Source organism: Protofrankia coriariae, assembly GCF_001017755.1.
Taxonomy (GTDB): Bacteria; Actinomycetota; Actinomycetes; order Frankiales; family Frankiaceae; genus Protofrankia; species Protofrankia coriariae.
The window spans coordinates 1-17,791 of sequence record NZ_JWIO01000026.1 but is presented as its reverse complement, the minus strand read 5'-3'; the positions used below and the strand labels follow the sequence as shown (position 1 = coordinate 17,791).

Here is a 17,791-nt window from a genome sequence, read left to right as displayed (position 1 = left end):
CGCCCACCGTATCGGCCGCGCCGGTGCCGGCCGCGGTCCTCGCCGCGCTCCCGTCCGTCCCACCCCCCCTGCGCACCATCGAGGTCACCACCACCGACCAACTCACCACCGCCCTCGCGGGCGCCCGCCCCGGCGACCTCATCCACCTCGCCGACGGCACCTACCGCGGCACCTTCACCGCCAACCACCCCGCCACCCCCACCACCCCCATCACCATCCGCGGCACCCACAACGCCATCATCGACGGCGGCGACCTCACCAAGGGCTACGCCGTCCACCTCGACAACGCCGACCACTGGCACCTCGACGGCTTCACCATCCAAAACAGCCAGAAAGGCGTCATGGCCGACCAGACCACCGGCGCCGTCCTGACCAACCTCCTCGTCCGCGCCATCGGACAAGAAGGCATCCACCTCCGCAACTTCTCCACCGACAACTTCATCGTCGGCACCACCGTCACCGGAACCGGCCGCAAGGACCCCGGCTACGGCGAAGGCATCTACATCGGCACCGCCGAATCCAACTGGAAACGCTTCAGCGGCGGCCGCCCCGACACCTCCGACCGCAACCAGATCATCGGCAACACCATCAGCGGCGTCACCGCCGAAGCCATCGACATCAAAGAAGCCACCACCGGCGGCCTCGTCCGCGGCAACCACTTCGACGGCGCCACCATCACCGGCGCCAACTACGCCGACTCCTGGATCGACCTCAAGGGCAACAACTGGCGCGTCGAAGGCAACACCGGCACCCACAGCCCCCTCGACGGCATCCAGACCCACGTCGTCGTCGACGGCTGGGGCACCGGCAACATCATCACCGGGAACCAGCTCGACGTCCGCGGCCCCGGCTACGGCATCAACATCGACAAACCCACCCAGACCCGGAACATCGTCTCCTGCACCAACACCGTCACCGCCGCCAACAAAGGCGCGTCCAACGTGACCTGCACACGCTAGGCGCACGCGCCGACGACCTACGGTCAAGGCGACACGGTGGGTTCTCCATCGTCATCGCCGGCCTCGCGGTGGCCGGCCGGTCAGCCCTGGGCCGCCGGTTGCCCCGGGCTCGCGATCTCGCCTCGCCGTTCGGCCAGTTCGTCCACCACGAGCAGGTCGCGGCGGACGCGTCCGGTGCGATAGGCCGCTCGACCGACCCGCTGGGCGATCACCGGCGCGGTGACGAGCTGCAGCAGCGCGACGAGAAGCAGACCGGCGGCATGCCGCGGCGCAAGCTGGACGGCGCTGCCGAGGAGAATCGCCAGCAGCCCCACCGTCTGAGGCTTGGTGGCCGCCTGCAACCGGGACGGGACGTCCGGAAATCTCAGCAGCCCCCACGCTCCCAGCAGCGAGAAGAGCGCACCCGACAGCAGCAGCACGGCGGAGATCACATCGCGGATCATCAGCGGGTGGTTCCTCTCCGCTCGACCAGCCGGGCGGCGGTCAGCGACCCGAGAAAACCCAACAGCGCGACGACCGCGACGAGCGCGATGTTCCAGCCCTCGTTGGCATCCCGATCTCGACCGCGACCCCCGCGACGATGAGGATCACGAACACGTCCATGGCGACGATGCGGTCCAGGTTGGTCGGCTCCACCAGCGCTCTGGCAAGGGTGAGCAGCCCGGCGACGCTGAGCAGGACGAAAGTGATCGTATAGACGACGCTCATCGGCGTTCTTCCCTGTCGGTCCCGTTCATGCTTTTCCTCCCGTTCACCCCGTTCGCTTCGTTCTTCTCGGCCGTCCCGGCCACCCCGCCACGCTGGAAGCCGTCCCGCGCGGTGCGGGTGGCGCCGGCCGCCCGCACGCCCTCATCCGCGCCGAACACCGCGAACACCCGGCGCTCCAGGTCGAGCACGTCCATGCGGATGCGCTCGGCCGCCTGGGCGTCCCCCGCGGCGAGCGCGTACACGTACAGCGCTTCGGCCTCATGGTCGATCTCCAGGACGAACGCGCCGGGCGCGAGAGAGACCGCGTTCGCGGTCAGGGTCGACAGGAGCTCCGAGGACGAGCCCAGCGGCACGGCCACGATCGCGGAGCGCGTCCACGGCCCGTTGCGGATCATCTGCCAGGCAACGGCGACCGCCGACGGCACGATGTCGGCCACGGGATAGCCGAGCAGCTTCAGCGCGGCCAGCGGCCGGAACCGCCGGGCGAGATCGATGGGGCGGACGGGGAACACGAGGAGGATCGCCGCGGCCACGAGCAGCCCGCTGAGCGTGGCGAGCGGGGTGAGTCTGCCCCACAGCAACATCCAGACGGCCCACAGCCACCCGAGCCGGCCCGGCCGGCGCAGCACCCGGGTGTAGAGATCGCGTGGCCGGGCCCGCCGGGCCAGTTCGACCGGTTCGGGCGCCGTGTGCCCGGTCATCGCGCGGCTCCTGCCGGGGCTCTCGCTGGCAGGACGGACTCGACGTATCCCGACGGCTCAAGCAGGTCGTCCGCGGCCCGCCCGCTCAGCGCCAACAGCGGGCCGGCGAACAGCGCGACGGCCAGCCCCACCGCGACCACCCCTCCCGTCGCCAGGATCATCGGACGGTTCACCCGCTCCGTGCCGACCAGCAGGTCGTCCTCGGGCTCCAGGTCGGGCACGGCCGCCCGGCGTGTGCCCCAGAAGGCCAGGCTCCACACCCGGACCATCACGTACAGGGTCAGCAGGCTGGTCAGCAGGCCCGCCCCGACCGCGACGTAGACGAGCCAGCTGCCAACCTGCGAGCCGGCCTGGAGCAGGGCCATTTTCGCCACGAAACCCGAGAACGGCGGGATGCCGGCCAGGCTGAGCGCCGGCATCGCGAACAGCACGGCCGTCACCGGGACCGCCGCCGCGAGACCGGTGGGCAGACCGCCGACCCTCGCGGCCAGGTCGGCGAGGTTCACCGTCCCGGTGGACGCGTACACCAGCGCGAGCATCGTGAGGAACAGCAGGGACGACGTCATGCTGACGATCACGTACGTCATGCCGGCGCGGATACGTCCCGGCGTCGTGTCCAGTGTGATCAGCACGTACGACGAGACGAGCATGACCTCGAACGCCACGAAGAGGTTGAACAGGTCACCGGTGAGGTAGGCGAGCGCCACCCCGGCGACGAGCACCAGGTACACCGACTGGAACACTGTGCTCTTGCCGCGCCGCGTGTCCTCGGTGACGCCCTGCCCGATCGCGTAGGCGAGTACGGCGAACGTCACGACGGCCGAGGTGAGCAGCAGCAGGCCGGAGAGCCGGTCCGCCACCAGGGTGATACAGACCGGACAGGACACGCAGGTCGCGCGTGCCAGCCTGGTGGTCGACGATACCGACGACCATGAGCATCGCGGCTTTGAACAGCCCATGGGCGAGGATCATCGTGGCACCGACGAGGGCCGCGGTACGCGACCCGAACCCGACCAGCGCGGTGAGAAAACCGAGCTGGCTGATGGTGCCGAAGGTGAGCATCCGCTTGGGGTCGACCTGGCCCAGCGCCCGGACACCGCCGAGCAGCATGGTCGCCGCCCCCACCACCACCACCGGGATCCGCCAGCCGTCCACCCCGGCAAAGGCCGGGGTCAGCGCCGCCACGAGGAACACACCCGCCTTCACCATCGCCGCGGCGTGCAGATACGCGCTGACCGGTGTGGGCGCGACCATGGCGGCCGGCAGCCAGGTGTGGAACGGGATCTGCGCGGACTTCGTCAGCGCGCCGAGCAGGACGAGCACCAGCGCCGTCGTGACGACGGCACCGGACGGTGGCGCGGCCATGTTCCCGACCTGCATGTCCCAGACCTGGTTGCCTCCCCTCGGAGGCACCCCTCCCCTCAGGATCGCCCTTCTTCTCGGGGTCGCCGCCGTGCCCGGCTCCATGGCTGTCGTGGTAGGAGAACGAGTCCACGAACACCGCGGTGCCGACGCCGGTGACCAGCAGCACCATGAGCAGCGCCAGCGGGGAGAGCCGGACCGCGAACTCCAGGCCGACGGTTCGGCGCCCAGGCCACCGACTCGGCCGGCCGGCCGCCGTCNNACTCGGCCGGCCGGCCGCCGTCGAGCACCGTGGCGATCTGGGTCAGCAACCATCCGAAGGTGACGGCCGGCACCGTGGCCGCCAGCAGGAACACGCCACGCCCCAGCCGGCCAGCGAACGCGGGGAGGGCCGCGGCCAGGACGAGATGGGGCGACTACGGCGGCGAGCACGCGGCGCTCCGCTCGTGCCCGTTCCTGCCCTCGTGCCCGTTCTCGAAGGTCTCAGGTGGTCTGGCCATCGGGTGCCCGCTCCCTGCTGGTGTCGAGTTGTTACCGCTGTGTATCTTGTTACCGCTGTGCATCTTGTTGCTGCCGTACATCGTTAGTGCCGTCCATCGTCTCCGCCGTGCGTCTCGGCGCCGTGCCGTCGCGGCAGCGCGACGATCCTGCTCACGCTGTCACAACGCCTGCTCACGCTGTCGCGGCGATGCGTCGCCACGTCAACGACAACCCACTGCCATGGCCCTGCCCGCCGCCGGCGGAACACCACCGCCGTCCGCGGGCCCGTCAGCGCCGCCCGCCCGGAACCCCGCCGTGGCCGTGCCGCCAGACCCGGCAGAGCGGCCGGACACACCCGCTGTCGCGCGCTCGTCCGACACCGGACCGACCTTCCGGGGAAGGCCACGGCGCGCGGTCACACCAGACGCGGACCTCGCCCACAACAGCGGACGCGGGTGACCTGACCGGTGCCACCGATCCGTCCTCCCGATGGCCCGTCGCAGGTCCGCGTCATCGCCGACTCGCTGTGCACCGATGCCGCCATGCCACGATGCGTGCCGCTATGCCGCAATGCGGAGGGCGGGCATCCTGACTGTGCGTTAATTATCACCGTGCCAGCCCCCGTGCGCCACATCCGCATCGACCGACATGTGAGCCGTTGGCCTGACCGTACATGGTCCAAGCTGTCGATGCGGAATGTAACGCTGTGTATTTGCTGATCAGCCAACGCCGCAACAGGGACATCACCCAAAGCAATAATATGAGCACCGCCAACAGTCGGCCAGCAGTCGACGCGGCCATGGCGCGGCGTGGCGCGGCGTGGCGCGCTCCCGTCGCCTCCGTTCAGCCACCACACCCGTCCCCGAAGGGGCCGACCAGGCCGGTGACCACCGAACGGCGCCGAATCCGCCGCCCCTCCCGGGCGCCCTGGCCCTCCCGGCGCGAAGCTCACTCCATCGGTTCCGACGGCACCCGCCGAAGATATTTTTTCGCGACCGGACGGTTCACGGTCACCGTCCTTTGAGGTCGAGAACGTAATCCAGGACCTCCCAGGTGTTCGCGCCGACGGTCCCACCGATCTCGGGCACCTTGAAGAAATCCTGAAAATCGCGGACGGCCCGCTCCGTCAGCGGGCCGAAATCCCCGTCCGGGGACAGCCGGTCGGGATGGTTTCCTTCCCGACCGGTCACGATGTTCAACGCGTTCTGCAGGGTCTGGACGGGACTTCCGGGATCCGGGAAAATGCCGGTGGACGAATGATCCTTCGCACCCCTGGCCAGATTCGGGTAACGCAGGAACCTGTTTCCGGCCGGAAACAGGTCGGTGAAGTCCACCCCCAGCCAGACCGCCCTGTCGTTCACGCCGTACGTCCTGCTGACAACCTCGTCCCGGTTGCCGACGTTCCCCTCGACCGTCGTTATCGTCCGGCCGGACCGTTCGACGCACCAGCCGATGTGCGTCTTCACGGGGGCTACCCCGGTCCGCGTCAGCGTCCAGTCGAAGGCCACCATCATGCCCGGCTGAATCGCGTCCGGCGTCCGTTTTCTCCCGTTTTTGGACGCCCAGCTGGCCAGGTCGACGACCCCGGCGGTCTTGTACGGCAGGGTCACGCCGGCATAGCCGGCCACCACGTAGCAGAACATGACGCACCAGGGTTGGCCGTCCGCGCCGAATTCACGGCCGTACTTGGTGAAGTTGTCGCGCCCGCTGGGCTGATAGGTGGCTTCCTCGCGCCGGCAGGCGTCGACAAGATCCTCCAGGGTCGCCATGCGGACGTCTCCTTCCGGGACACACGCCGGCGGACAGCTCCCCTGGCCCGGCCGCCGCATCCGGGATCATGCGCTGGGAAGAAACCCGGATGTCGAGGAGGTCCGCCGTGTCGGAGCGTAGTCCGCCGAGTCGAGACATCCCGCCGGTGACGGAATGCTGTCATTGTCTTGACAGCCTGCCAGGCCGGTGCGCAAACGCTGCCCGGACAATCCCGATCCGCACGGCCGACGACCGGGCGGATACGAGAATCAAATCCGTTCCACATATCTTCTCTTCGGCTGCCCCACGGGGCACCGCGGCCATGCCACCCGGCCTCGCTCCATACCGCGTCACCCCTGCCATTGTCGTGTTGCCGCGGCCATGTCGGCATCCCGGGCAGGCCATGTCGCCCCCGTCAACCGCCGGCCCGCCATCATCACGATGTACACGGCAGGGCAACGACAGGGCCCCACGACAGGCCACGACAGGCCACGACAGGCATTGTGAGCAACAGGCATGATGCGTCGATGAGCGGCCAACTCACCGGTGCGATCGCGCTGCCCGACGGGACCATGGTGCGCGGACGTGGCCGGCGCGAACCTCTGCCGCCCGGGCCGCTGCCCGACTATGGCCTCTACCTCGCGTCGCGCCGCCGGTTCCCGCGGCCCCACGGGAACCGGTGGCATCCCGCCTGGCCCGCGGACTGGATCGACTGGCCCGACTTCCGCACCCCTCGGGACGGCGGGATGGCCGCCGCCACGATCTGCCACGCCTACCTGCTCGCCCGCCGCGGGCAGCGGGTCGAGGTCGCCTGTGGCGGCGGCACCGGCCGCACCGGAACCGTCCTTGCCTGCATGGCCGTCCTCGCCGGCCACCCCGCCGCCGACGCCGTTGACTGGACCCGGCGGCACTACCGGCCGCGAGCGGTCGAAACCCCCGGCCAACGACGCTGGATCAGATGGTTCGTCGCCCACCACTCCGACCACTCCGAGACCCAGATCAGCCGCGATCCCGGTGAGAACCAGTAGCACCGCGGATAGCCAGACGCCCTGCGCCGTCCGTTCCTCAGTTGGCTTCCGAGGCCCCACATGCGATGGCCATCGCCCTGTCGGACGACGGCCCGCGACGGGATCGTCGTCGGCCTGGCGTTCCTGCCCGCACGGCCGTCAGCCGGTTGCGGTTGCGGGGACGCCGGTGTGGGTGGTGATGTCGCCGCGGGGATGGTCGGGCAGGTCCCGGTCGGCGTGGTCGGCGTGGAACAGCCCTTCGGCGAGCAGGGCCTGCACGTGCACGTCGGCCGCGGAGTAGTACACGAACGTGCCCTCGCGGCGGCCGCGGACCAGACCGGCCAGGCGCAGCTTGGCCAGGTGCTGGCTGACCGCCGTGGGGGCGGCACCGACCAGTTCGGCCAGGCAGGCCACTGACGACTCGCCGTGCAGCAGCGCCCAGAGAATCTTTATGCGGGTGGGGTCGGCGAGCAGCCGGAAGGCTTCGGCGGCGAGGTGGACCTGCTCGTCGTTGGGCATCTGGAAATCCGGCAGCGACCCGTGCACCCCTTCACCTTAGTCCGAGCATCGCTGCACGCCTGTACGTCTGTGCAGATATCTTCCTAACTATCTATCTTCATGTATTCGCATATATGTTGGCAGGCGTGACACTCCTGACCGGCCCTGTCACGACGGCGGCCGCGCCGCCTGTGCGCCAGCGCCCGCCCCACCGACGGGCCGCCACCGTGTGCGCGTTGGCTCAGGTGCGCTGGGCGGCCCTGGCCGTTGTGTTGTTCCTGCTGGGCGGGTCCGCGCACCTGGCGGGAGCGCCCTGGCCGGTGTGGTGGGGGCTGTATCTGGCCTGCTGTGCCGCCGGCGGCTGGGAGCCCGCGCGGGCCGGGCTGTCCGCGCTGCGCGGCCGCGTCCTGGACGTGGACCTGCTGATGGTCGTCGCCGCGCTCGGCGCCGCCAGCATCGGCCAGGTCTTCGACGGCGCCCTGCTGATCGTCATCTTCGCCTCCTCGGGAGCGCTGGAGGCCGTCGCGACCGCCCGGACCGCCGACTCCGTGCACGCCCTGCTCGACCTGGCTCCCGAACGGGCCACCCGCGTCCGTCCCGACGGCACCGAGGATGTCGTCGACGCGGCCGACCTGAACGTCGGCGACATGATGCGCGTGCGTCCCGGCGAGCGCATCGGCGCGGACGCAGTGCTGGTGGCGGGAGCGAGCGAGGTCGACCAGGCCACGATCACCGGCGAGCCGCTGGCGGTGCCCAGGCTGCCGGGCGACGAGGTGTTCGCCGGCACCCTCAACCGCACCGGGTCGTTCACCGCGCGGGTCCACCGCCGCCCGGACGAGTCGATGATCGCCCGCATCGTCGCCATGGTCGAGGAGGCGTCGGCGACCAGGGCGAGAACCCAGCTGTTCATCGAAAAGGTCGAGCGGCACTACTCCGTCGGGGTGGTCGTGGCGACCGTGGCCCTGTTCGTGGTCCCGCTGCTGTTCGGCGGGGTACCGGAACCGGCCCTGCTCCGAGCCATGACCTTCATGATCGTCGCTTCGCCGTGCGCGGTCGTGCTGGCGACGATGCCGCCGCTGCTGTCCGCGATCGCCAACGCCGGCCGGCACGGCGTGCTGGTCAGGTCGGCCGTCGTCATGGAGCAGCTGGCCGACACGACGGCGGTGGCCTTCGACAAGACCGGAACCCTGACCGAGGGCACCCCCCGCCTCGCCGGCATCCACGCCGCGCCGGCGGCGGGCCTTGCCGACGACGACCTGCTACGGCTGGCCGCCGGCGCCGAACGTCACAGCGAACATCCCGTCGCCGCGGCGGTGCTGGACGCCGCCCGCGGACGCGGACTGATGATTCCCGCCGCCGAGGATTTCGCGTCCGTGCCCGGACGCGGCGTCAGCGCCACCGTCGACGGGCACCGGGTCCACGTGGGTAGCCCTGGCCTGCTGGACGGCGCGCCGTTACCACCATCCGGTGCTGTCGCCGCCCGCGCGCAGGTGCGCGCCGCCGTCGAGGCCGCCCAGGCCGCCGGGCACACCACGGTGGTGCTCACCGTCGACGGCGTCCCCGCCGGGGTGCTCACCGTGGCCGACCGGGTGCGTCCACACGCCGCCGACACCGTGCGCGCCCTGGCCGCGCTCACCGGCAGCACACCGCTCCTGCTCACCGGCGACAACGCCGGCGCCGCCGGCCGCCTCGCCGCCGAGGTCGGCATCCGCGATCCGCATGCCGGGCTGCTGCCAACCGACAAGGTCGCCCTGGTCCGCGCGTTGCAGCGGGATGGCCGGCGCGTCCTGCTGGTCGGCGACGGGGTCAACGACGCCCCCGCCCTGGCCGCCGCCGACGTCGGCGTGGCCATGGGCCGTCACGGCTCCGATCTGGCGTTGCAGGCGGCCGACATCGTCCTCGTCCACGACGACCTGACCGCCCTGACGAACATGATCGCTCTGGCCCGCCGAGCCCGCCGCCTCGTCAGCGTCAACCTGGCCATGGCGGCGGCGTTCATCGCCACGCTGGTCGCCTGGGACCTGTTCGGGCACCTGTCCCTGCCGCTGGGCGTGGCCGGCCACGAAGGCTCCACCATCCTGGTCGGCCTCAACGGCCTACGCCTGCTGCACCCCCGAGCCTGGCATCACCGGAGACAGCGAAACTCCCGGAGGGTAGCGAGCAAAGCAAAACCAGCCCGTGATCCTGCGCGACCCCGATATGAACTGCGGATACGAACTGCGCCTACCCAGGGCGGTTCACAAACCTGGACGGAAGAATACCCCGACACTGGTGGCACCAGTCCGTCCCCGGGAGAGCACAGATGAAGCTTCTTCTCCTGCCGTGTGTCCCGTACGAGCGGAAGTCCGTGCGGCAGCAGATCGCGAGCCTGATCGACCAGGCCGTTCTCGCCGAGCAGTTCGGGTTCGACGCCTACGCGATCGGCGAGCGGCACGACGGTCTCTCGATCTCCTCCTCGCCGGCCGTGATCCTGGCCAACATCGCCGCCCGTACCAGCACGATCCAGTGGCTCACGACCGTCTCCACGCTCGGCCTGCACGATCCGCTCCGTGCCTTCGAGGACTACTCGACGCTGGACCATCTCGCCGACGGGCGCCTCGACCTCGTCATCGGCAAGGGGGGCTACGCGGAGCCCCACCGCATCTTCGGAGTCACCCCAGACGACCAGTGGGACCGGCTGCGCGAGAACTACGAGATCTTCCGCGCGCTGTGGAACGAGACCGACGTGAGCTGGGAGGGGCGCTTCCGGCCGCCGCTGGTCAGGGTGACCGCGCTGCCCCGGCCGGGGCGGCGGAACCTGCGGATCTGGCACGGCGCCAACACGAATCTCGAAAGCGCCGACTTCGCAGCCCGGCACGGCGACCCGATTTTCACCTCGATCGGGACCGCCGCCGTCGGCCGGTATCTCGAGAGCGTGCGGTACTACCGGGAACGGTTCGCCTTCTACGGCCACGATCCGGACCGGGCCCTGGTCGGCGTCGGCACCGGCGGTTTCTTCGCCGCGGCGACGAGCCAGGAGGCGGTCCGGAAGTTCATGCCCGTCTTCGAGCGGCGCCTTGTGTACAACCGCCGCTACGAGCACGCCGCCATCGACCGCATCGGAATCGCCACGGTCGAGGACTTCATCGCCAAGACCTCGGCGCTTGTCGGCAGCCCGCAGCAGGTGATCGACATCCTGCTGACCCAGTACGAGAAATTCCGGTACGATCTCGTGCACATCCACGTCGACGCGGAAGCTCTCACCCCGGAGGACTACCGGGCGGCCCTGGAAATCTTCGCCACCGAGATCGCCCCGGTCATCCGCCGGGAGCTCCCGAACAAGCCGATCGACGACTGGCATACTCCGCGGCCCGTGTCAGAGGCGCCTGTTTCGGTCGCCGCGGACCACGGCTGACCGCACACGAAGCCCCGTCGAGGACATCAAAGATCCCGTAGACGCGACGAGCGCGAGGGCACGCCCGCAATCCCAGGCGAACCCCTGGCCTCCTGCACGCACAGGCTCAGGGCAGGGCTCATTCGGCTCATCCGGCTCATGCCGGTGCGAGAGCGGATGATCCACAGGACTGGCCGGAAACTACGACGGCCGGGGAGGCGGCCGAACGCGGACATGGCGGCGGCGATGCCACGGCCGATCAGAGCGGAGATCATCTCGGTCATCGTGGGCCTCCGAGGGATGCGGTCACGTCGGACGGCTGGGAACCGAGGGTGTTCAGCAGGGCGGCGGGGGTTTCGGGGTCATCGAGGGTGATGGCGAACTGCTTGCCGTCGATGTTTGTCACAACCATGCCAGGGCCGGCGCGCAGGACGAGAGCGGATCGTCCGGGCATGATCCGGTAACCCCAACAGCCCCATTCTGAGGGCCGAATCTCCATGGTTTCGACGGCGCGAATTTTGTTGAGGGGAATGCGCTTGAGCGGGATGTGCAGTAGAAGGGACACGATTCGAAGGCCACGCCAGTCCACCGTGATCCGGAGCCTGATGAAGGACGCCAGCGGCACGGCCACCACAACTATGATCACCAGCCCGAAAACACCGGAGCCGATGTCGCCGGAGAATGTGATCGGGACGTAGACGGCCGTCGACAGTGCGACGACGACGAGTGTCGCCCAGATGAAAATGTTCGCGGTGATGATGCGACTCCATGCGCCGACCTCGGTTTCTCTCAACGGCAGCATCGATGTCGTGCTTGCCGCGGGCACAGACGTCATGGACCTGCCCATCTGGCCGGAGCCCGAAGTGCTACGCGCTGTCCGGGGCACGGTCGCTTCCGTGCCCCGGCTTCTCCATACCCAGGACAACCCCCGGTTCCAGATCCACGAGTTCATCGCCGGGCAGCTTCTTGATGATGTCGCCCCACGCGGTGTCCGCGTGCCGTCCCATGTTCTTGACGATGTCGCCGAACTGTTCGCGCAGCTTGGCGCTGTTCCCCGCGACCACATACCGGCCGTCCCGCCAGGTTGGCCCGACGACGGCGACACCGCGTCCTTCGCCGGCCGGCTGTCCGCGATCACCGCCGATGTTCACACCCGCTTCCTTCCCGAGTTCGGCGGCCTCTTCGACGCTCTCGGCATCCCCGCGGAACCTCTCAGCACGATCGATCGTGCCTGGGCCGGGCTGTGGCCCCGGCCGTTCCGGCTCCTACACACCGACGTCCACCGCAAGAACATGATCCTTTCCGGTGGGCGGACCTACTTCCTTGACTGGGAGCTGGCGCTGTGGGGTGACCCCGTCTATGACCTCGCCGTTCACCTCCACAAGACTGCCTACCAGGCCGACGAACACGACACGCTTCTCGCGTGCCACAAAACCGGACAAATAGGGATGGCAGGCCTGTGACCGGCCCCGGTATTTGGCAGGGTTCCGGCTTGGGGCGCCCGCGAGAAACCTGAAGCCCGCCAGCCGCTGGATCCATCTGAGCCCGTCAATCTGGACCTGTGCCGGCTCGAAACCGGCAGGACATGCGGCCCGCCGCCTTCGGTGACCGCTGGCTTGGCTCCGCGATGGTTCCTCTCCGCGACTGGCGGGTCTTCTGAAAAGGTCAGGAGAAAGTCAGGTCTATGACCTGGTAGAAGCCGTTTCCGGTGTCAGCAACCTCCCATACCGCCAGCAGTACATGGTAGCCGTTCCGGCGTGGAAGGGTGATCGTGTGCCTGGTCGGGTCCGGTGGCAGGAGATCGGCTGACCAGTACGGCTGGCCGGAGAACTGCTCGGTGTGGATGGGAGCCGACTCGAACTGGTCGCGGGAAAGCGGCCTGTTCGGATCCCACCCGTCCCGGGTGAGGAAGTAGTTCCACCGGCGCGTCTTGTGCGCGGCGTGGTAGCTCCAGCTGACCTGGAGCTTCTGTCCGCTGGAGACCGTATGCGTCTGCCAGTCCGACCTGGGTTCGTCCAGCGATGCGGCGAAGTCCTGCCCTGCGCTGGCGATCCTGCCGTCCGCGGGGGGCTGGGCGTTGGGGACGTCGTCGGGGGCGAAGGGGTCGAGCAGACCGCTTTCGGTCGCCGGGAAGAACTTTCCTGCCTCCAGACCGGCGGCCTGCCACGATTCAAGATAGATAGCCGCCCTGGATACGGGTTCGATGACAGACCCGTGACGTATCGACTGTTGTGTTCCTGTGATATCCACCATGACGGAAGCATAGTTCGGCGAGCAGGGGTGTCGTGCGCATCAATCAGCCGGCGAGCGTGTTTCTCGCGAGTTCCCGCCGCCGCGGGACAAAAAGGACGGCGTCCAGAACGGTTGCGATTCTCATAAATTGGTCCGAGCGGCCCGAGGCACCCCGGTTACCGGAGGCGGGCGTCGCTTCCTGCGGTTCGGTCGTGAATCGACGCCGGAGAGTCCAGCCGCAACCTGGCGGCCCGCCACGGACCGGCGCAGGGTCTGTTGCGTTCAGCGGAGTCAAGACATGTCAGGCTCTGCCGAGCCACTGATCAGACCGCCAGTGCGAGCCCGCGAGAACGGTCTACCCGTTGACGGTCAACTGCAGCAGCACGTCTCCTCTTCGGGATGCCTGCTGACGCCGCTTCCAGCGGCGTCAGCCGTACGGCGTGACGCTGGCGATCCCAGCCGGAGTCATCGAAAAGATCCCGCAGACACGATGGAGACCGACCAACACGACGACCCCGACCTGGACGGACAGCCACCGAGCCTCACCGGCTACCTGCCCGGCAGCGGCCCTACGGCCCACTTCCCGCAGAAAAAGATCAACCCCGGTCGGACGAGGCCAACCGGGGTTCGAACATGGCAACTCTGGTGGAGGTGAGGGGACTCGAACCCCTGGCCTCCTCCGTGCGAGTTCATTGTCATGTCGGGCGATCATCGGGGTTCGTCCCGTTCGTCCAGATCGCACCCCGTCAGCGATCGACGTTTCACACGGACGATCAAAGCCGTTCCGGCTCGTCTCGGACGTCTCGTGCACCGGCTTGTGCACCTGGCGCCGTGCCGGGTGGGTGGACGTCCGACGCGCCCGGCGAGCATGGCGCCCCCGGCGCCACGCGCAGTCCGCGGCGCGGCGGACGGACNGCGGACGGACGGGCCCCGCACGGCACGGCGCACCCTGGTCGACATCCCGGCCGAGACGTTGATCCCGGCCGTGTGCGACGGCTTCGCCAGACGTCGAGCCGAGCTGATCACCTCCGTCGGTCGGGCAGGCTTCGCCCTACCCCGGGTTCTCCCGGCCGGGCAAGGGCCGCATCCTCACTCGAGTTCGATCTTTGCCGCCGGCCCTTGCGCGGTCGGGAGGTTCCGGGGTAGCCCTCGGGGTGCCCGTCCGGCGGAGGTGATCAGCGGACATGCCCCCACCCACCACCGGAAACGAACACACATTCGACCCACCTCCAGAGAGAGGGCCGGGGTTCGGGGCGGAGCCCCGTGGTCTTTGCGGCCCGGAGGGCCGCGCTTGAACAAGTAAGGAAAGTTGGCACAGGCCATCCCGATACCGACCAGCAATCAGATAATCACAGAGAGCGATATATCGGGAAGGGGATCAACGAGGGAATGTGTGGGGAAGCGGCCGGGTCCTGGGGAAGTTTCCCTACCCGCTTCCCCGCCCTGCTTCCCCCGGCTCACCTGCGGAAACGCCCTATGGGGAAGTCGTGGACCGCTTCCCCAGCTATCCCTACGACCGCCCCGGAGGGCCGCCGACTTCGCCTCAGGTCACCGCAAGCCGGTAGCAGAGTATGGATCGGTGGCCGGCCATGATGATGTCTGCGGTCTCAACCGGCTTGTCACCAACTCGGTAGGTGCGCTTCATCGCAAGGACGGAGACACCTGGCGGTAGTTCGAGCACCTTGACTTCGTCTGCCATCGGTGGCCGCGCAACGATCTCTTCTTCCACCGAGTCGATCCGCTGGCCGATCAGGTCGAAGCGTGCCACGACACCGATTGCTGCACCTTCCTCGGGCAGCTCGATCGGCGTGCCTACCGTGAGGGCTGCGGGCTCCCATGAGGTGGCCGTTTGAATCGGGGTTCCGTCGTAGCGATAGAGGTATCGCGTCATGATCACTGGCTCGCCGGGCTGGATGGCGAGTCGTTCGGCAACTTGCTCGTCTGCTGTCTCGCGCGTCGTCCGGTGATCCCAGGATGCTCGTCCGCCCGACGCTGTGGCGGACCGGGCGAATGGTGACGTCGACTCCGTAGAACCCGGCGGGCGTCGTCGGTAGAAGTCGGTGGTGATGCGCCGGACCGATGGCCGGGTCTGGACGAAGGTTCCGTGCTGGCCACGGGTCTCAACGAGCCCTTCCGCCTGAAGCTGGGCGATCGCGCGACGGATCGTCTCCTGAGCGGCATTGAACGTCCGGGCAAGTTCGCGGTGCGGAGGAAGCCGGCTACCCGGCGGGTACTCCCCTGCTTCGATCTTGCCTCGCAGCGATGCCGCGATCCGGGCGTATGGCAGGCGGCTTGGCGTGGACATGCCCTAGACCATATCGAGCACACCGACAGAAGATCTTCAAAAGATGCCCTAGGGCATGTGGACATGCCTTAGGGCATGCTGCTACTGTCGACACACGCCGGGACGGGAGGCAACCCGTTGAGGCGGCCGGGCCTTCTGGACATGAAGAAGGCCCGGGTGGGAGGCAACCCACACCGGGCCGGACGCGACTTGGCATCGCTCCTTGGAGCGTACAGCGTCTGTCCTTCCTTGTGGCGCCTTCCACGTCTGGTGTTGGCGTGCTCCCGGCCGGGTGCCGGGGCTGGTGGAAGGGCGTGTGATGACGCTTCCTGTCCTGCTTGCCGCTGATGACGGCGACGGTGGGTCCCGTACGGGTGTGTGCGCCCTGTGCGGGGTGCCGGACTACGAGGAAGGCACCTACGGGCCGACGGTGTCCTACGCCCGGCCGGTGGTGCCGCTGTCGTTCGAGCTGATGGTGGCGGCGGTGGCGAACTCCGGCGCGGACGACGACGAGCTGTCGACCCCGGCGCAGGTCCGCCACCAGATCGACTTGTTCATCGGGTTCAACGGCAGCAACGCCGCGCAACGGTTCGTCGAGGAGACCGAGACGTCCGTGTTGGACGCCGACCAGGTCGCGGGGTTGGCGTTCGCCCGCCAGGCGGTCAGCGAGATGCTCGCGGCCGAGGCGGCCGGGGGTGCCCGGTGAGCGGTGGTGGGAAGCGGTCGGTGTCCCCGCGCTCGTGGCACAGCGGCGAGTTGGCGATGGCGCTGTCCGCGTCGGACATGCCGACGCGCGGTGAGGCCACCAACGAGCAGGGGTGGGGGTTCGTCGAGCAGGGCGCGGCCCGTCTGGGCGTGCCGGAGGTCCGGGAGCGGGACCGGGCGGCGGCGGAGACCCGGCGGCGTGCCTTGAGGAGCCGTGACGAGCAGACGTGCCGGACGTTGCTGTCTGCGGCGTCGGCGCTGTACGGCGGTAAGCGGCGTGAACGGCAAAGCGTCGATGTGGCGTCCGGGCTTCTGCTCGACCGCAAGACCCGGGGTGCCCGATGACGCTGCCGCGGGTGAAGAGCACCGGGACAGCAGGGACGACCCGGGCCCTGTCCGGTGGGGCTGTCCTGGTCGTCGCCGGGGTCTGCGCCCGGCCGGGGTGCGACACGCGGGAGCACCGTGCCGGTTCCGGGGTGTGCCACTGGCACGGCCTGTCCGCCGTGCAGCGCGACGCCCTGTCTGGGGCGATCGGCTAGCCCACCGGCCCACCGGCCCTCCGTACCGATATCCACCTGACTCGACAGGAGACGTTCGCGATGATCACGCCTGCCCCGGCGGCCACTCCTCCTACCGGCGCCGCGCTGGCCGCTTCGACCCCGCCGGGGGTGGTCGACCCGTTGGCGGGTCTGAAGCCGTTGATCTCGGTGGGGGTCGCCGCTGAGGTGTTGGGGTTCTCCCGGGCGGTGGCGTACCGGTACGCCAAGGCCGGGCAGCTTCCGGTCCGGCGGATCGGCGGCCGGCTGTACGTCGTCACCGCGCAGCTGCGCGACCTGCTCACCCCGGACGGTCCGGCGGAGGACAGGGCGTGAGTTGTCCGGGCCACGGCACGCCGGTACCGGGGCCACCACTGGTACCGGAGCCACGGCCACCCCTGGTACCGGAGCCACGGTCAGCGGTGGTACCGGAGCCACGGCCGGTACCGGTACCGGGGCCACCGTCGGTCGTGGTACCGGAGCCACGGCCCACGGCGGTAACGGACCGTCGCAGGGAGGCGGACAGGGAGCCGGCCCGGCCACAGGGAGTTCTCCCTACCCGCCTCCCTGGCGGAACTCCCCGGCCTGACCTGCGCAGACGTCCTACAGGGAGGCAGGGAGGCGTGCCTGAGAGACCCGCCTGTGCCCCCCAGCGTCGCCGGGAGCTCTGCGGACCTTGCCTCCCTCCCTCCCGGGCCGCACCCGCCGGCAGTCACACAGGGCGTACGGCGGGGGCTGTAGAGGGGTGCCCGCGGTCCCCGGCCGGCACCACACCCCCGGCTACCCACCGGCGCCGACGGGCCCGCCCGTAGACACCCCCCGCTACACCCGTAGCGGGCCGTGTAGGCCCCGCTGACCAGGCATGTAACGGCCGTAGCGGGGGACTGCCCCCGCCCGCCGTCCCGTCCCGTTCCGGCCGAGAGGAAGGGTCCGCGTTGCACCCCACCCCGCCTGCCGCAACCACTACCCCTCCCGGTGTTGTCCGGCCATTGACCGGCATGTTGGAACAGCCCAGGCCGGCCGGCCGTTGCCGCGTGTGGGACCACATAACACACAATCGCGCGTCTTCCGGGGCGTGCAGCCTGAAGCGTAGGGTCGGGCCGTGGCAGCCCTTCCGTCATGCGCGGCATACCACATATAAAAACTCTCTTCTTCCCGGTCCCACCCGCCACTTCCTTCCCCTTTTCCTGTCCGGGA

The 17,791-nt window shown here is 69.2% G+C and carries 20 protein-coding genes; 9 read left to right on the top strand and 11 right to left on the bottom strand.

Annotated features, from left to right (window positions below):
* The coding region (locus tag FrCorBMG51_RS15745) for a right-handed parallel beta-helix repeat-containing protein (RefSeq protein WP_157180527.1) at positions 1 to 959 on the top strand (959 nt) is incomplete at its 5' end.
* 80 nt (positions 960 to 1,039) lie between these two features.
* Here FrCorBMG51_RS15745 and mnhG read toward each other — a convergent pair.
* From mnhG to FrCorBMG51_RS15715, 6 genes are all read right to left on the bottom strand, one after another.
* Positions 1,040 to 1,402 (bottom strand): monovalent cation/H(+) antiporter subunit G, encoded by a 363-nt coding sequence (gene mnhG / locus FrCorBMG51_RS15740; RefSeq protein WP_047223824.1) that lies wholly within the window; start codon positions 1,400 to 1,402, stop codon positions 1,040 to 1,042.
* Between the two features lie 40 nt (positions 1,403 to 1,442).
* Complete coding sequence (locus FrCorBMG51_RS15735; protein ID WP_235433618.1) at positions 1,443 to 1,667, bottom strand: MrpF/PhaF family protein; 225 nt, start codon at positions 1,665 to 1,667, stop codon at positions 1,443 to 1,445.
* Entirely contained in the window at positions 1,664 to 2,368 is a 705-nt protein-coding gene (locus tag FrCorBMG51_RS15730) for a Na+/H+ antiporter subunit E (protein WP_200902460.1), read from the bottom strand. Before FrCorBMG51_RS15730 ends, FrCorBMG51_RS15735 begins: the two co-directional genes overlap by 4 nt.
* Complete coding sequence (locus FrCorBMG51_RS15725; protein ID WP_235433625.1) at positions 2,365 to 3,018, bottom strand: proton-conducting transporter transmembrane domain-containing protein; 654 nt, start codon at positions 3,016 to 3,018, stop codon at positions 2,365 to 2,367. Before FrCorBMG51_RS15725 ends, FrCorBMG51_RS15730 begins: the two co-directional genes overlap by 4 nt.
* A gap of 31 nt (positions 3,019 to 3,049) precedes the next feature.
* Positions 3,050 to 3,781: a proton-conducting transporter transmembrane domain-containing protein gene (locus tag FrCorBMG51_RS31420; RefSeq protein ID WP_235433617.1), complete on the bottom strand. Its 732-nt coding sequence runs from the start codon at positions 3,779 to 3,781 to the stop codon at positions 3,050 to 3,052.
* Between the two features lie 1,439 nt (positions 3,782 to 5,220).
* Positions 5,221 to 5,979 carry a peptidoglycan-binding protein gene (locus tag FrCorBMG51_RS15715; RefSeq protein WP_047223822.1) on the bottom strand — a complete coding sequence of 253 codons (759 nt, stop codon included), beginning with the start codon at positions 5,977 to 5,979 and terminating at the stop codon, positions 5,221 to 5,223.
* 507 nt (positions 5,980 to 6,486) lie between these two features.
* Between FrCorBMG51_RS15715 and FrCorBMG51_RS15710 the strand changes: the two genes are divergently transcribed.
* Positions 6,487 to 6,987 (top strand): protein-tyrosine phosphatase family protein, encoded by a 501-nt coding sequence (locus FrCorBMG51_RS15710; protein ID WP_047223821.1) that lies wholly within the window; start codon positions 6,487 to 6,489, stop codon positions 6,985 to 6,987.
* A 138-nt stretch (positions 6,988 to 7,125) separates the two neighbouring features.
* Here the strand turns inward: FrCorBMG51_RS15710 and FrCorBMG51_RS15705 are convergent, their stop codons facing one another.
* A complete protein-coding gene (locus FrCorBMG51_RS15705; RefSeq protein WP_047223820.1) occupies positions 7,126 to 7,512 on the bottom strand; it encodes an ArsR/SmtB family transcription factor in 387 nt (128 codons plus the stop codon).
* Positions 7,513 to 7,610: 98 nt separating this feature from the next.
* Here FrCorBMG51_RS15705 and FrCorBMG51_RS15700 point away from each other — a divergent pair, with 98 nt between their 5' ends.
* Positions 7,611 to 9,770 carry a heavy metal translocating P-type ATPase gene (locus FrCorBMG51_RS15700; protein WP_275452057.1) on the top strand — a complete coding sequence of 720 codons (2,160 nt, stop codon included), beginning with the start codon at positions 7,611 to 7,613 and terminating at the stop codon, positions 9,768 to 9,770.
* Positions 9,767 to 10,858: an LLM class flavin-dependent oxidoreductase gene (locus FrCorBMG51_RS15695; RefSeq protein ID WP_047223819.1), complete on the top strand. Its 1,092-nt coding sequence runs from the start codon at positions 9,767 to 9,769 to the stop codon at positions 10,856 to 10,858. The genes FrCorBMG51_RS15700 and FrCorBMG51_RS15695 overlap by 4 nt, the downstream gene beginning before the upstream one ends.
* A gap of 26 nt (positions 10,859 to 10,884) precedes the next feature.
* On the opposite strand, the gene FrCorBMG51_RS31415 is transcribed toward FrCorBMG51_RS15695, so the two are convergent.
* Together FrCorBMG51_RS31415 and FrCorBMG51_RS26940 are read right to left on the bottom strand one after the other, a co-directional pair.
* Positions 10,885 to 11,121 (bottom strand): hypothetical protein, encoded by a 237-nt coding sequence (locus tag FrCorBMG51_RS31415; protein WP_047223818.1) that lies wholly within the window; start codon positions 11,119 to 11,121, stop codon positions 10,885 to 10,887.
* Complete coding sequence (locus tag FrCorBMG51_RS26940) at positions 11,118 to 11,639, bottom strand: YdbT family protein (RefSeq protein WP_162233227.1); 522 nt, start codon at positions 11,637 to 11,639, stop codon at positions 11,118 to 11,120. Before FrCorBMG51_RS26940 ends, FrCorBMG51_RS31415 begins: the two co-directional genes overlap by 4 nt.
* Here FrCorBMG51_RS26940 and FrCorBMG51_RS15680 point away from each other — a divergent pair.
* Positions 11,575 to 12,300 carry an aminoglycoside phosphotransferase family protein gene (locus tag FrCorBMG51_RS15680; protein ID WP_083731347.1) on the top strand — a complete coding sequence of 242 codons (726 nt, stop codon included), beginning with the start codon at positions 11,575 to 11,577 and terminating at the stop codon, positions 12,298 to 12,300. The two genes, FrCorBMG51_RS26940 and FrCorBMG51_RS15680, sit on opposite strands and share 65 nt — an antisense overlap.
* A gap of 202 nt (positions 12,301 to 12,502) precedes the next feature.
* Here FrCorBMG51_RS15680 and FrCorBMG51_RS15675 read toward each other — a convergent pair whose 3' ends face one another.
* Both FrCorBMG51_RS15675 and FrCorBMG51_RS15670 read right to left on the bottom strand, forming a co-directional pair.
* Positions 12,503 to 13,090, bottom strand: coding sequence for a lytic polysaccharide monooxygenase (locus tag FrCorBMG51_RS15675; protein ID WP_083731348.1), 588 nt, complete (start codon positions 13,088 to 13,090; stop codon positions 12,503 to 12,505).
* A 1,522-nt stretch (positions 13,091 to 14,612) separates the two neighbouring features.
* Positions 14,613 to 15,374 (bottom strand): GntR family transcriptional regulator, encoded by a 762-nt coding sequence (locus FrCorBMG51_RS15670; protein WP_047223817.1) that lies wholly within the window; start codon positions 15,372 to 15,374, stop codon positions 14,613 to 14,615.
* A gap of 298 nt (positions 15,375 to 15,672) precedes the next feature.
* On the opposite strand from FrCorBMG51_RS15670, the gene FrCorBMG51_RS15665 reads away from it, so the two are divergent.
* The 4 genes from FrCorBMG51_RS15665 to FrCorBMG51_RS15650 are packed head-to-tail and all read left to right on the top strand — an operon-like array spanning position 15,673 to position 16,930.
* Positions 15,673 to 16,059, top strand: a complete 387-nt coding sequence (locus FrCorBMG51_RS15665; RefSeq protein WP_047223816.1) for a hypothetical protein — start codon at positions 15,673 to 15,675, stop codon at positions 16,057 to 16,059.
* A complete protein-coding gene (locus FrCorBMG51_RS15660) occupies positions 16,056 to 16,403 on the top strand; it encodes a hypothetical protein (RefSeq protein WP_139342474.1) in 348 nt (115 codons plus the stop codon). Before FrCorBMG51_RS15665 ends, FrCorBMG51_RS15660 begins: the two co-directional genes overlap by 4 nt.
* On the top strand, positions 16,400 to 16,597 hold the full coding sequence (locus FrCorBMG51_RS15655; protein WP_047223814.1) for a hypothetical protein: 198 nt from the start codon (positions 16,400 to 16,402) through the stop codon (positions 16,595 to 16,597). Before FrCorBMG51_RS15660 ends, FrCorBMG51_RS15655 begins: the two co-directional genes overlap by 4 nt.
* Before the next feature lie 60 nt (positions 16,598 to 16,657).
* Positions 16,658 to 16,930, top strand: a complete 273-nt coding sequence (locus FrCorBMG51_RS15650) for a helix-turn-helix domain-containing protein (RefSeq protein WP_047223813.1) — start codon at positions 16,658 to 16,660, stop codon at positions 16,928 to 16,930.
* The last annotated feature ends 861 nt before the right edge of the window (positions 16,931 to 17,791 follow it).